The organism is Cobetia sp. 1CM21F, from assembly GCF_023161745.1.
Lineage (GTDB): Bacteria > Pseudomonadota > Gammaproteobacteria > Pseudomonadales > Halomonadaceae > Cobetia > Cobetia amphilecti.
Window position 1 is genome coordinate 790902 of the sequence record NZ_JALNTQ010000002.1, and the last position, 13502, is coordinate 804403.

Consider the following 13502-nt stretch of genomic DNA (forward strand, 5'->3'; position numbering starts at 1 on the left):
ACTTGCCTGGCGGCTTTATACTTCTTACCCACAGGTGACAATATTAGCTACTTATACTTAAGCAATGATTCTTTTTGGCTAGCAAATAGCTGACTTCCCGAGTGTGAAACCATTAACTTATTAAACGAATCGACCTCACTATCTTCAACAACATCATTATCCCCCATCTTAATCATAAAATCATTCGTGATCAATATAGCAAGGTAAGGTGAGAGCGGGTAATAAATAATCAATTCCTCTGGAGGCAAATCACTACCTGGGTCATTCTTCAAATTAATGACAGGCTGATCACAAGTAATAAATTCTTGGCTAGACTTATTAACCAAGAACTTAATATTATATCCGTGATCATCAAAAAACATGCTAGCAGCTACAGAGGTAGCCATAGGAAACCTAGATCGGCTCCATACGGCTTCTGGACTCTCCACCATCCCCCTTGACGAGTCGTGCGATGCTCGCCCTTTAAATTTATCTTGCATGTTTTTAGTTCTTAGATACTGAAGAGATACAAAAAACAAAAATCTAAAGTACTCATCCTGGGAACATGTAAAGTCAGTATTCTTATTGCGTAATGCCTCTATACGAGGGATATTCTCATCTTCAAGTCTAGAGTGCATATCCTCTTCAGTTTCCACAAGCATTTGATCACATATTTCATGGAGATCAGGATCATCTGACTTACTCTTTATCGACTCAATAAATGCTAAAACTGCCTCAAAGGTGTTAAGCCATGCTAAATTATAATTTCGCACAATCTCGCATGAATGAGATTTGATAAGGCCTTCTAGCTGCACTAAATCCTTAGCCGTGATCGGCTTCAATTTATAAAAATGACGTTTCACTGCAACATTCTTATTATTAGTTCTACGAGGATCTCCTCTATCTTGCGAAAACCACAGTTGCTTATTCTCCGACCAAGCTTCTAGATAAAATCTCCACACATGATGCTGTCTATCTTTCATAAGAACACCTTTAGTCATGAGAACCAAACAGTATGCAGTTGACCAGATATTAATTGATTCTCCAAAGTTTTTCTAACGAACGGCAAACTAAGCTGTGCTTCCTATTCTTCTCTCTAGGTTCTTGTTAACCACTAAACAAAAACTACGTATCGCAGGTACAAACATCACCATGATTCAACTACCACTCATCGCCACCACTTGCCTGGCCGCTTTCTTTTGCCTGCTAGCCGGTGGCTAACTCGACACACTGCTCACCAAGGATGACTGATATGACCCGCGATCAACTGATGGAAAGCCTGCTCCACCTCCCCCATCCGTGGCCACGCCCTGAGGCCGAATGCAATCTGCCGACCGAGAACGCTCATGGAGATCTCGAGGGTTGGATCAAGGGCCCGACCAATAACGAATGGCACTACACATGGATCGGCGCCCATGAGCGCCGCATCGTCATCACCCGGGGACAATGGGAAGAGGCGCTGCAGAAAGCAGCTTGAGTGTGAGGAGTCTATGCGTCAGGTATCACAAGCAACGTGGGAGCCGCCAGCGCATAGCCCATGCCCTCAGTGTGGTGGCAGCGGCACATTCCATGGCGTCTTCCATCGCTCACCTTGTGCCCACTGTCACGGCACCGGGTACGCCGCAGAGGACGGTGAAGCACTGCCACTGGAAGACCTGATCGTGATGATCAGCCAACGACGAGATCACTGGCGCCGCAAATACACATTGATGATGCAGGTGCCCGGTGTGCAAGACGCGATGGCCAATCATGCCGCCACGCAAGAAGAGCAGGCCTTGGGCTACAGCTCGGGCCGTTATCAAGGTGACTAGATAGGAGATGACCATGACGGACACAGCCACTCATCAACCGCTGCGCTTCCTCCGCACCCGTGAAGTCTGCGAGAAGATAGGCCGCAGCCGCTCATCACTCGAGAAGCTGCTGGTAAAAGACCCCGACTTCCCGCGCCCCATCAAAGATGGCATTGGCCGGGCATCGACCAACTATTGGTACGAACATGAGATAGAAGCATGGATGAGCCAATGGGCTATGCAGTTACGTCCCGCTGACGACGCTTGAACTTGTCCCGCTTAGCCTTGGTCATGCCGACTTCCAATGCTTCAAGGTAGTCGGCATACCACTGCATCATCTTCCGCCTCTGCTCAAGGTACGACGCCTGGTTGTACACGCCCTCCAACCCGATCGGCTTGTGCGCAAGCTGCATCTCCGTCCACTGTAACGGCCACCCATGCTCACTCAGCAGCGTCTTGGCCGTGTGGCGGGCTCCATGCCCCGTCATCCTCTCCTTATACCCTGCATTCGAGAAGCAGCGATTGATCGCAGCGTCCGATAGGACAGGTAGCTTTGCCCCCTCCCCAGTGAATACATACCTCGATCGTCCAGAAAGAGGACGCATCTCTTCAAGCGCTTGCAGTGCTTGACGGCACAATGGCACGACATGATCGCGGCGCATCTTCATTTTCTCCGCGGGGATATGCCACGACTTGCCTTTGATCTCGCCCCACTCCATCCATCGCACCATGCCTGGCCGCGATGCCGTCCACACAACCATCCAAGCAGCCAAGCGAGTAGACCGGCGGCTGGTCGTCATACGCAGTGCACGCAAAAAGTCTGGTAGATCTTCTTCCAGAAGATGAGGGCGAGGTTTGGAAGCTGGTGCCGGCGCTGCTACATCCAGCAGATTGGAAGCTGGATTATTCTCGCAGTAGCCGTGAGCAATGGCGAAGTCGAAGATCCGGCGCAGAAAAGCCCGGGACTTCTCGGCGATATTGAAAGCCTTGCGGGCCTCAATACCTTTCTGAACGCGCACGCAGTCAGCTCGGGACACATCAGCAACTGCCATATCTCCCAATGCAGGCAACGCATCATTATCGAGCCAATGCCTCATCTTGGTCAGCGTCTTGGCTGACCTCCCCTGCATCTGCTTGTGCTCGTACCACTGCTCCGCGACAACCCCAAAGGTCCGGACACCACCGCCCCCTCTAAGGTGCTCTCGGGGATCAATGCCGTCGGCTACCAATTCGGCAATCTGGATAGCTTGAGCTCGCGCTTTCTTGGCCTTGGTGTCCGGGTAACCCCCTACTCCCATGAACGACCACTTTTGCGTGATCGGGTGTTTGTAGCGAACCTCCCAGCGCTTGCGGCCAGATGGCGACACGACGAAGTAGAGACGGTCCAGGCCATAGGCCTCGCGATACTCACGCGCTTCTGGCTCGAGGGTAGACAACACGGTGTCTGCAAGCGGTCGCCGCTTGATAGCATCACGCTTCATGTATGGTGCCCATGTATGGTGGAACCTCACCATACACCACACCATACACGGGCCTCTAGAGTGGATACATGTATAAATATACAGTATTACGGACGCAATAAAGGTAAAACAAGGAGTTACGAGAATATAAGAGGAGGGTAAAGCAGGGAAAAAGAGGGGCTTGGCGCCCCCTGCAGGAGTCGAACCTGCGACCTGCCCCTTAGGAGGGGGCCGCTCTATCCAGCTGAGCTAAGGGGGCGTAGCGTGCGGAAGTATAAGCCATTGAAGTGGCGAGATAAACCCGACAATTGCTGCGCCGTCAGCATCACGCCCCCGTCATCAGCCACATGCTTGAGGCACTGGAGCAATAATCTGAGAGCATGCTCCACGCCTGATTTCGGTGTCATGCTCCCTGGCTGGCTGAGACAGCCTCATGAACATGCCTCCCCTACCCTTTCGACAATCGGGCCTCCGCGTCGCCAATCACCTCTGCCATCGGGCGCGGGCGCCCCAGCAGGTAGCCCTGGACTCGCGAGCAACCCATGCGCCGCAAGACTTCGAGTTGCTCCGTCTCTTCCACGCCTTCCGCCACGACATCGAGTGACAGGGCGCTCGCCATCATCAGCATGGCACGCACGATCTCATTGCCCGTGGTATGCGTGTCTGGCGATTCCTCATGAGACAGGTCATTGATGAAGCTGCGATCTATCTTCAGCTCCTTGAGCGGCATACGACGCAAACGCGACAGATTCGAGTAGCCGATGCCGAAATCATCAATCGAGAAGCTCAGGCCCAAGGCTGCCAGCTGGTCAATCTTCTCGAGCATTGCCGCTTCGTCATCTGTCGCCAGGCTCTCGGTGATTTCCATACGCAAGAGCTCAGGCGCGAAGTCATGTTGCGCCAACAGCCTGGTGACCTGCGGCACGAACTCGCTGCTACGGAACTGCACCTGACTGACATTGACCGCCATCGGTAGCGCATAGCCTCGAGCGGTCATGGCGGCAAGCTCGCGACAGACCTGCTCCAGCACCCAATGCCCCAGCTCGAGAATCAGTCCGGACTCCTCCGCGATGGGGATGAAGGTCGCTGGCGAGACCATCCCCAGCTGCGGGTCATGCCAACGCAGCAACGCCTCGGCACCACACAATTGCGGCTCACCACTTTCGGGCAGGGAAAATTGCGGCTGGAGGTGGACACTCAGCTGCTGGCGAGACACGGCCTCACGCAGCGCGTGTTCCATCCGGGCGGCATCGATGATGCGCTGGCGCATCTCGGGCGCGAAGAAACACAGCCGTGCACGCCCGGCCCCCTTGCTCTCATAGAGCGCGATATCCGCTTGATGCAGGAGGTGACTCCAGGCATCGCCCTCTTCTCTATCGATCTCGGTGTGCTCCGCCTTGCCAGCCGGCAACACTTGCTGAGAGCAGGCGCCATAGCCTTCCTCGTGACGCGGATAGAGCGTGATGCCCAACGAGCCGGTCAACTGATGCGTTCGCCCTTCAAGCTCCAGCGGCTCCTGCAGTCGCTCCAGCATCTGCTCCGCCACCTGGCGCGCTCGGCTAGCCGCTTCGCGCGGCCCACCGGCTCTCGGTGACAGCAGCACGATGAACTCGTCTCCCCCGTGGCGCGCGAGGAAGTCCTGCGGGCACAGCATCTCTGCCAGACGCGAGGCGACCTGCTTGAGTGCCAGGTCACCGGCATCGTGTCCGAGGATATCGTTGAGACGCTTGAAGTGATCGAGATCCAGGAACATCAGCGCGCCCATCTCGCCGGGCTGGGCCTGCTCCGCCAGCTCACAGAGATGACGACGCACGAGGCGCCGATTGGGCAAGCCGGTCAACGAGTCGTGCAAGGCCTGATGCGTCAGTTGCTGGTCACGTCGATAGCGTTCAATCGCCAGTCTGGCCACCTTGACCGCCACTTCGAGCAAGCCATGGTGAGTCGCATCGAAGACCTCGCCTGTCTCGGCATAGAAGGCAAAGCTGCCCAGAGGGTGATCGTCGCCATCGAGAATCGGCATCGAGAGGCAGGCATCCAGCCCCAACGCATGCGGATGCTCACGGAAGCCCTCCCAGGCAGGTTCCTGCGCGATGGAAGGCGTCATGACCGGCTTGCGCCGCCACATCGCCGTCCCACAGGTGCCCACGCCTTCCCCGATCTTCAAGCCGCGGGTGAACAGCATGAAGCTTGCCGGCAGACTGGGCCCCTGACCTGCCACGATGGTGCGGCCCACATCATCCAGCAGCAACAACGAGGAGCGCACCTGAACCGCGGCGCCTTCGATGGTCAGGCACAGGTCTCGCAATGTCTTGTCCAGAGACTGGCCTGCCGCCACAGCTTCCAGCAGCTCAAGCTGGGAGTGGCTCAACATCAAGGCTCGGTGCATCTGGGTAATATCCGTCTGCAACCCCAGATACCCTTCCACCCGCCCCCTGGAATCCTTGAGCGGAATGCAGCGCAGCCGCAATCGCAGTGGTTGGCCATTGCTGTCGTAATGCACCAGCTCCTCATCGCTGGGTTCACCGCGGCGGCGCTGTTCACGCAATCGGGTGATGACCAGCAGATCGGATGCCGGCCCCATCAGGAATTCACTGGACACCTTGCCGACCACCTGCTGCTCTCGATAGCCGAGAAGCTGCTCAAAGGCGGGGTTGACCCAGCGAATGCGCCCTTCGAGGTCGTAGCAACAGACGCCGTTGCTGGTGTGATCCAGCAGCTGATTCAGCAAGCCTTCGGCTTCCTGGCCATTGGCAGGCCGGGAAGTGCTCGGCATGGTGCCAAACGATGTGGTGTCACTCACTGGCGTATCCTCAGCAGACTCCTCTGCGATCCTGGCTGGATGACATGCCGAGCCTTGTGCAGGACTCGGCGATTTACCAGCACCAGCGTGCCTGATCCTCGGCACCAGTATGCGGCCTATGTAACAGTAATATTAACCCACTGCGATGCGTTGAATATGAGTCCAGCGTCATTCGATCGGCACTGGCGTCGATCATCATTCGACTCTCGAGCGCCGCTCAGGCCTTTGAATCGAGCGCGTTCACTCCCACAACACTGATAGCACTCACATTTCAGATGCCCTGACAGCATGATCCACTCGGTAGCGTCGGGCGTAGTACATACATCACGCCATTCGCCACGGAGAGCCACTCCTTGAACGCTCTGCTGCCCCTTGTGTCAGTCACACTCTGCATGCTGCTCTCGGGATGCGGGCCGCACTACCTTGCGGCCAATGACATCCACCAGGCCCCTTACCTTGATGAATCCTCCGCCTCACGCCATCTCGTGACCCGCGACGCCACGTCGCTGGCATGGGAGTCCTGGCAACCTGCGCAGGCAACCCCTCAACGCGCCATGCTGCTTGGCCTGCACAGCTACGGCGACTTCCGGCTGGCATATGCCGATCTGGGCCCGTGGCTGGCCGGACAAGGCATCGTGACCTACGCCTATGATCAACGCGGTTTCGGGGAGTCCAACCAGCAAGGGCGATGGCCGAAGTCCCCGTTGCTGGTCGAGGATCTGGTGGACGCCATCACGGTACTGCGCCAGCGCCACCCGAACCTCCCCTTGATCGTGGCGGGAGAAAGCATGGGCGGCTCGGTGATACTCAATGCCCTCGCCCAACATCCGGCGCTGTCGATCGATGGCAGCCTGCTCGCCGCCCCGGGCGTACGCGGCGGTATCCGCTGGCGCTATCTGTACAACGCAGGGCTCTGGACGGCAGCGCACCTGATCCCCGCAACCAGCGTGGAGGTGCCACGCAGGTACCCCGAAGGAGAACTTCAGCCCGCAGCCGCCGGGCGGTTGGCCGAGGATTCCCGCGTCGTGCATTCCGTGCGCCTTGATGCCTATTACGGTCTGATCCGCTTCACGGATCACGCCAGCGATGACATCGCAGCACTTTCTGCTGATACACGACTGCCGCCCACTCTGCTGTTGCACGGTGATCGCGATGAGACCGTGCCCAGGGTGGCCATTGAGCAACTGGTCAGCGACTGGCCGAGCGCCTCACGCGATACGCTCGAGATTCATTACCTGCCCGAGGCACCCCACCTGCTGCTGCAATGGCACGACAGTGAGCAGGTACGTGGGCGGATAGCACACTGGTTGGCCGAGATCCTGCCAGCGCGCGCTTCACAAGAATGAAAGCAAGAGCGAGAGCAAGAACGAGGCGATGGACGTGACACGCCGCGTCGTGCCGATAGCGCGCCCCACAAACAGCAACGCCCCGAACAGGGTTCGAGGCGTTGCTGTCTATCTATCTAACTATCTATCTAACTACCGCCCCTGCGAGGGGCATGCTGACCGCTAACCAGCGATCACTGACGCGCGGTCTTCAGGGCGTCTGCCAGTTCACGGGTCAGGGCATGCACTGCCTGAGTGCCCTGCTCCGGCGTCTCGGCATTGGCCTGCAAGTCGATCAAGGCAGAGCCGACCACCACACCGTCGGAGAAACGCCCGATCCGTGCCGCCTGTTCAGCGGTACGGATACCGAAGCCGACCGCGACCGGAATATCGGTATGTTCACGAATGCGACCGACCTCGGCCTCGACCTTCTCGGCAGTCGGTGCCGCGCCGCCGGTCACGCCATTGCTGGAGACGTAGTAGAGGAAGCCCGAGGTGTTGGCCAGCACACCCGGCAGGCGCTCGCTGTCAGTGGTCGGCGTAGCGAGGCGAATGAAGCTGATGCCCGCTTCGCTGGCCGGGATGCACAGCTCGTCATCGTGCTCCGGCGGCAGATCGACGACGATCAGGCCGTCGACGCCGGCCTCGCTCGCCTGCTCGAGAAAACGGTTCACGCCACGACGATAGATCGGGTTGTAGTAGCCCATCAGCACGATGGGAGTGTCCTGATCGCGCTTGCGGAACTCGCTGACCATCGCCAGGGTGCGGTCCATGGTCTGGCCGGCCTTCAGGGCACGCTGGGTAGCATGCTGAATGGCCAGACCATCGGCCATCGGGTCCGTGAACGGCATGCCCAGCTCGATGACATCGGCGCCGGCGTCCGCCATGCCGAGGAAGGTCGCGAGGCTGGCATCGTAGCCGGGGTCGCCCGCAGTGATGTAGGTCACCAGCGCGGCGCGATTCTCGGCGCGCACGGCAGCGAAGCGACGGTCAAGACGACTGCTGGCAGTAGTGTCGATAGCGGAAGTGCTCATCAATAGACTCCGAATTTACTGGCCTGCAGACATCGATGACACCTGCAGGTGAAGAAGGCATGGGGCGCTCAGATTCGATCAGCGACTGACGACTCTGACGCTGGGCAACACGTGACAGACCCGGGATTACTCGCCGTCAGGGTTCAGGCCCAGTTCATCGGCCAGGTGATGAGTCACGGTGGCCATGTCCTTGTCACCACGGCCGCTCAGGTTGACCACCATCAGGTGGCCCTTCGGCAGGCCCGGCGCACGCTTGATGACTTCCGCCAGTGCGTGGGAGGACTCCAGCGCCGGAATGATGCCTTCCAGACGGCACAGCATCTTGAAGGCGTCCAGCGCTTCCTGGTCAGTCGCGGCGACATATTCGGCACGCTTGATGTCATGCAACCATGCGTGTTCCGGACCGATACCCGGATAGTCGAGCCCGGCGGAGATGGAGTGCGCATCGCCGATCTGACCCTCTTCATCCTGCAGCAGGAAGGTGCGGTTGCCATGCAGTACGCCCGGCAGGCCGCCCTTGAGGCTGGCGGCATGACGCGGAGTCTCAAGGCCCTCACCAGCGGCTTCGACACCGATGATCTCGACGCTTTCCTCATCGAGGAACGGGTGGAACAGTCCCATGGCATTGGAACCGCCGCCGATGCAGGCGACCAGCGAATCCGGCAGACGCCCTTCCTTCTCCTGCAGCTGCACGCGGGTTTCCTGACCGATGATGGACTGGAAGTCACGCACCAGCTGCGGGTACGGGTGCGGCCCGGCCACGGTACCGATGATGTAGAAGGTGTCATCGACGTTGGTGACCCAATCACGCAGCGCCTCGTTCATGGCGTCCTTCAACGTGCCATCACCGGCGGTGACAGGCACGACCTTGGCGCCCAGCAGCTGCATGCGCTGCACATTGGGCTGCTGACGATGGATATCGGTGGAGCCCATGTAGATCACGCAGTCCAGCCCGAAACGCGCCGCCACGGTGGCAGTCGCCACACCGTGCATGCCGGCGCCGGTCTCGGCGATGATGCGCTGCTTGCCCATGCGGCGAGCGAGCAGTACCTGGCCCAGCGCATTGTTGATCTTGTGAGCCCCGGTATGCATCAGGTCTTCACGCTTGAGATAGATCTTGGCGCCGCCCAGCTGCTCGGTCAGACGCTCGGCGAAATACAGCGGGCTCTGGCGGCCGACATAGTCCGCGGACAGACCAGCCAGCTCCTCGGCGAATGCCGGGTCCTGCTTGGCGGCTTCATACTCGCGCTGCAGGTGCAGGATCAATGGCATCAGCGTCTCGGCAACGAAGCGGCCGCCGAAATCACCGAAGAAACCCTTTGCATCAGGCCCTTGGCGCAGGCTGGGGGTAGCAGTCGTCTGGCTCATGCTGAACTCCTCGAATCGTGTCAGTGGCTGGTCTCACATACTGCGCAAGGCATCTGCGGGGCCAGCGATATGGTGTTCATCCTAGCGCTGCAGGCACTGGAAGAAAAACGATAAATTCGCCAAGATATGTGAGAAAATCTCACACATGGTCGAGGCGGTCATTGCCGCGCAGCCACCCTTTCCATGCCAATGACACGTCCAGCACTCGCCCAGCACTTGCTCAGGAGACACACCATGGAGCGCACCGAGCTACTGCCTCCCCTCAATGCCCTGCGCACCTTCGATGTAGCGGCTCGCCATGAGAGCGCCTCGCGCGCCGCAGAGGAGCTGCATGTGACTCACGGGGCCGTCAGCCGTCAGATCCGCCAGCTGGAAGACGCACTCGGCACACGCCTGTTCGATCGCGCCGGACGTGGCCTGACACTGACACAGGCCGGTCGTGAGCTGGCGACCGCGACCCGTCATCACCTTGGCGGTCTGGCACGCGTGTGCGGGGCACTGGCACGCAGTGATGCGCGGGCGCCCTTCGTGCTGAGCTGCCCGGGGTCGTTTCTGGCACGCTGGTTCATCCCCCGGCTGGGCGCACTCAAGGACGCCCTGCCGGAACTCGAGCTGCACCTGACCGCCAGTGATGACAACGAAGGGCTGCGCAATGGCGTGGACGGTGTCCTGCGCTTCCAGACGCCGCCCTTTGATGACGCCGAGCATCAGGAGACGCGCGTGCTGGGCACCGAGCGCATCGGGCCCGTCCTGCGGCCCGACAGCGAGTGGCTGAGCGAGGCATCCAGCCCCCCTTCCCCCGAGGTTCTGCTGGGCCTGCCCCTGCTGCATACCCGATCGCGCCCGCAAGCCTGGCCGGATTGGTGCTCACGCCAGGGGCTATCCAGTGAGGGGCTTGATTACGCGCAAGGTTTCGAGCACCTCAACTACCTGCTCGAGGCGACACTGGTCGGACTGGGCGTCGGCATCGCGCCGGACTATCTGGTGGAGGAAGACCTGCGCAGCAAGCGTCTCGTGGCCCCCTGGGGGTTCGTCGAGACCGAGGCATGCCTGACGCTGACATTGCCGCAGGTCGGCCGCGCTCGTGCTCGCCATCCACATGCCGAGGCGCTGGGCGAATGGCTCGCCCGGGAACTGGCGACGGCTCCGCCCCACTAGCCGCCACACTTTGTGACAGGCATAAAAAAAGCCAGTCACAAGGACTGGCTTGCCCGGACATGTATCCAGAGGATAGCGCCGGAAAGATCGTGAATCCGCTCAAGGAACCATCGCAACCTGCAACGCAGGCTGGAAGCGAGGATGGGCGAACAACCCTGCGCATTGAACGACGCAGCCACCCTCGGCAGAAATGATCGAGGAGCCATGGCTGGCTCGACTCGAAGACTTCACGTCAGGTGGTCAATCCTTATCCGAGATGGAGGACTCGAGATGAAGGGTGACGGCCTGACGCGTTTCAACTGTCAGCATCATATCTTTTAGTCCGCGAACAAAAAAGGGCCCAAACAGCAACAGACCTTTGCTGGAGGAGCACCATCATTCGCTCGCATGGCCGACCGGCATCAGTGACAGCCAGGGGCTGCAGCGCCCTTGTCCGAGGCGAGGGCCCCCGAGGCGCGATTCGGCGGATTGTTGCCACCGAGTAACAGGCGCTGAATATCCGTGGCCGCCATCGGCTTGTAGAAGTAATAGCCCTGGATCAGGTCACAACGCATCTCGCGCAGCAACTCCAGCTGCTGTTCGTTCTCCACCCCTTCCGCGACCACCTCCAGCCCGAGGCGATGCCCAAGGAAGACCGTGGCCTCCATGATGGCGCGATCCTTGGGTTCCTGGGCACACTCGATCACGAAGGAGCGATCTATCTTGAGCGCCGTCACGGGCAACAACTTGAGATAGCTCATCGAGGAATAGCCGGTGCCGAAGTCATCGATGGCGATCTTGTAGCCACGATCGTAGAGCGCCCGCAGGCTGTCTCGCACCTTGATATCGGCATCGATCAACACGTTCTCGGTCAGCTCGATACCGATGTCCCGCGGTGTCAGCCCGTATTCCTCGACATAGGCCTCAAGGCGGGTGAAGACATCCGAACTGATGGCCTGGCGCCCGGAGATGTTGATGTCGATCCGGTAGCCCTTCAGCCCCATGGCGCGCCATTCGGCCTGCTGACGACACGCCTGGCGGATGACCCAGTCTCCCAGACGCTCGATCAGGTTGGTGCGCTCGGCGACCTTCACGAAATCGGAGGGCGGAATATAGCCCTCGGGAGAATGCCAGCGCAGCAGCGCCTCGAAGGATTCGATGCGCTCACTGCGCGCCGCCACCTGCGGCTGATAATGCAGCGACAATTCCCCACCGCCATCCTGATTCAACAGCGCCTGCAGACGTCCGGCCAGATGGTGCTGATGCAGCATCTCGTTGCGGACTTCCTGATTGAAGAACTGATAGCCATCGCGCCCGGCCAGTTTGGCACGATGCTTGGCGACATCGGCATTGCGCACCAGCTCGGCCGCCTCGCTCCCATTCTCGGGATACAGGCTGATGCCGATACTCAGGCGCAGCAGCAACTGGCGCCCTTCGATCTCGAAGGGTCGCTGGAAGTCCTGACGAATGCGCTCGACCACCGACAGGGCATCACTCTCGTAATCCAGTCGTGGCATCGCCAGCACGAATTCATCGCCACCAAAGCGCGAGAGCAGATCCTGATTGCGCTGGAAGCCCTGCAGACGCTTGGCCACGCTACGGATGACGCGGTCACCCATCTCGTAACCGAGGGTGTCATTGATCTCGGTGAAATGATCGATATCGAGAAACAGCACCATCAGGGTGTCGTCATGACGCTGACATTCACTGAGCGCCTCACCGAGTTCGCTCTCGAAGGTCTGGCGATTGGGCAGCTCCGTCAGGGGGTCGAATCGCGTCATGTAATCCAGATCACGCTGGACCTTGCGCTCACCCGCCAGATCGATGTCGATACAGAACATCAGCGGGTTGTCAGTGCGCTCTCCCAACATCACATGGTGGGAAAAGACAGGCACGGGGGCGCCTGACTTGTGCTTGAGCTCAAGTTCACTGGAGGGAATCTCGATACCCTGAGAGACCCAGGCATGGTGTGCGTCCACCACGACATCTGCCATCGTCTCCGGGATCACCAGAGTTTCCAGGCAACGTCCACGAGCTTCCTGCTCGCTATAGCCGTATAGCCGCTCGCTGGCCTCGTTCCAGTAGATGACGCGGCGCTGGCTGTCATAGCCCTGAACGGCGACGCGCGGCAGACTTTCCAACAGCTCTCGAAAGCGCTGATCACTGACGGGAAGTCCCTTGCTGGTCGAGAGGCCAACCATACTCGTCTGCATGACCGCCTCCTGCGTATGCTGATGATGTGACACCTGACGCTTGCGAGATAGCATGATGCCCGCAGTTGCGCCAAGAATCACCATCAGTAACGCGGTTGGCCATCGACCCAGCATGCTCTGGCCCCACATCACCACCACCATCAACGTCAGTACCACGGCAATGATGACGGGACGAGAGCACAATATTCCGGCGGCCCTGCTGGCCTGGCGGAACCCTTTAGCCATGTTGAAGGATACCTCCGCTGCCGTCCTTCGCCTGTTCGCCGGACTTCGGCGGGGCAGATCAACTCGTGACGGAATGTCACTTCGAACGAGTTCTCTCACACGCAGAACGAGTTCTTGTCGTCATGAGAAAAGTCTAAGGGTCTGCTGCGCGTAAACCCAGCGTCTTGCAGC

At 59.1% G+C, this 13502-nt stretch carries 11 protein-coding genes and 1 tRNA gene; 5 read left to right on the forward strand and 7 right to left on the reverse strand.

The window, feature by feature from the left end:
* Positions 1 to 47: 47 nt before the first annotated feature.
* Positions 48 to 962 (reverse strand): DUF4238 domain-containing protein, encoded by a 915-nt coding sequence (locus MSG32_RS09070; RefSeq protein WP_248379215.1) that lies wholly within the window; start codon positions 960 to 962, stop codon positions 48 to 50.
* Positions 963 to 1231: 269 nt separating this feature from the next.
* Between MSG32_RS09070 and MSG32_RS09075 the strand changes: the two genes are divergently transcribed.
* The 3 genes from MSG32_RS09075 (at position 1232) to MSG32_RS09085 (ending at position 2037) form a co-directional block, all read left to right on the forward strand.
* Positions 1232 to 1456, forward strand: coding sequence for a hypothetical protein (locus MSG32_RS09075; RefSeq protein ID WP_248379216.1), 225 nt, complete (start codon positions 1232 to 1234; stop codon positions 1454 to 1456).
* Between the two features lie 184 nt (positions 1457 to 1640).
* Complete coding sequence (locus tag MSG32_RS09080; RefSeq protein ID WP_248379217.1) at positions 1641 to 1790, forward strand: hypothetical protein; 150 nt, start codon at positions 1641 to 1643, stop codon at positions 1788 to 1790.
* 13 nt (positions 1791 to 1803) lie between these two features.
* Positions 1804 to 2037: an AlpA family phage regulatory protein gene (locus tag MSG32_RS09085; RefSeq protein WP_248379218.1), complete on the forward strand. Its 234-nt coding sequence runs from the start codon at positions 1804 to 1806 to the stop codon at positions 2035 to 2037.
* Here the strand turns inward: MSG32_RS09085 and MSG32_RS09090 are convergent.
* From MSG32_RS09090 to MSG32_RS09100, 3 genes are all read right to left on the reverse strand, one after another.
* A complete protein-coding gene (locus MSG32_RS09090) occupies positions 2006 to 3250 on the reverse strand; it encodes a tyrosine-type recombinase/integrase (protein WP_248379219.1) in 1245 nt (414 codons plus the stop codon). The two genes, MSG32_RS09085 and MSG32_RS09090, sit on opposite strands and share 32 nt — an antisense overlap.
* Before the next feature lie 161 nt (positions 3251 to 3411).
* Positions 3412 to 3488: transfer RNA gene (locus tag MSG32_RS09095), tRNA-Arg, on the reverse strand.
* A 189-nt stretch (positions 3489 to 3677) separates the two neighbouring features.
* The gene (locus MSG32_RS09100; RefSeq protein ID WP_248379220.1) at positions 3678 to 6029 is read right to left on the reverse strand and encodes an EAL domain-containing protein; all 2352 of its coding nucleotides are present in this window, start codon (positions 6027 to 6029) and stop codon (positions 3678 to 3680) included.
* A gap of 392 nt (positions 6030 to 6421) precedes the next feature.
* Here MSG32_RS09100 and MSG32_RS09105 point away from each other — a divergent pair, with 392 nt between their 5' ends.
* Positions 6422 to 7375, forward strand: a complete 954-nt coding sequence (locus MSG32_RS09105; RefSeq protein ID WP_248379221.1) for an alpha/beta fold hydrolase — start codon at positions 6422 to 6424, stop codon at positions 7373 to 7375.
* 173 nt (positions 7376 to 7548) lie between these two features.
* On the opposite strand, the gene trpA is transcribed toward MSG32_RS09105, so the two are convergent.
* Together trpA and trpB are read right to left on the reverse strand one after the other, a co-directional pair.
* On the reverse strand, positions 7549 to 8388 hold the full coding sequence (gene trpA / locus MSG32_RS09110) for a tryptophan synthase subunit alpha (protein ID WP_248379222.1): 840 nt from the start codon (positions 8386 to 8388) through the stop codon (positions 7549 to 7551).
* 126 nt (positions 8389 to 8514) lie between these two features.
* Positions 8515 to 9756, reverse strand: coding sequence for a tryptophan synthase subunit beta (trpB, locus tag MSG32_RS09115; RefSeq protein ID WP_248379223.1), 1242 nt, complete (start codon positions 9754 to 9756; stop codon positions 8515 to 8517).
* A 234-nt stretch (positions 9757 to 9990) separates the two neighbouring features.
* Here trpB and MSG32_RS09120 point away from each other — a divergent pair, with 234 nt between their 5' ends.
* Positions 9991 to 10914, forward strand: coding sequence for a LysR family transcriptional regulator (locus tag MSG32_RS09120; RefSeq protein ID WP_054554924.1), 924 nt, complete (start codon positions 9991 to 9993; stop codon positions 10912 to 10914).
* A gap of 401 nt (positions 10915 to 11315) precedes the next feature.
* Here MSG32_RS09120 and MSG32_RS09125 read toward each other — a convergent pair whose 3' ends face one another.
* The gene (locus tag MSG32_RS09125; RefSeq protein WP_225347763.1) at positions 11316 to 13106 is read right to left on the reverse strand and encodes an EAL domain-containing protein; all 1791 of its coding nucleotides are present in this window, start codon (positions 13104 to 13106) and stop codon (positions 11316 to 11318) included.
* Positions 13107 to 13502: the final 396 nt, after the last annotated feature.

Excerpts from the sequence above, each read along its gene's own strand:
- MSG32_RS09125 (WP_225347763.1), bottom strand. The coding sequence starts at position 13,106 with ATGCAGACGAGTATGGTTGGCCTCTCGACCAGCAAGGGACTTCCCGTC.
- MSG32_RS09105 (WP_248379221.1), top strand. The coding sequence starts at position 6,422 with ATGCTGCTCTCGGGATGCGGGCCGCACTACCTTGCGGCCAATGACATC.
- trpB (WP_248379223.1), bottom strand. The coding sequence starts at position 9,756 with ATGAGCCAGACGACTGCTACCCCCAGCCTGCGCCAAGGGCCTGATGCA.
- MSG32_RS09085 (WP_248379218.1), top strand. The coding sequence starts at position 1,804 with ATGACGGACACAGCCACTCATCAACCGCTGCGCTTCCTCCGCACCCGT.
- trpA (WP_248379222.1), bottom strand. The coding sequence starts at position 8,388 with ATGAGCACTTCCGCTATCGACACTACTGCCAGCAGTCGTCTTGACCGT.
- MSG32_RS09070 (WP_248379215.1), bottom strand. The coding sequence starts at position 962 with ATGAAAGATAGACAGCATCATGTGTGGAGATTTTATCTAGAAGCTTGG.
- MSG32_RS09090 (WP_248379219.1), bottom strand. The coding sequence starts at position 3,250 with ATGAAGCGTGATGCTATCAAGCGGCGACCGCTTGCAGACACCGTGTTG.
- MSG32_RS09075 (WP_248379216.1), top strand. The coding sequence starts at position 1,232 with ATGACCCGCGATCAACTGATGGAAAGCCTGCTCCACCTCCCCCATCCG.
- MSG32_RS09120 (WP_054554924.1), top strand. The coding sequence starts at position 9,991 with ATGGAGCGCACCGAGCTACTGCCTCCCCTCAATGCCCTGCGCACCTTC.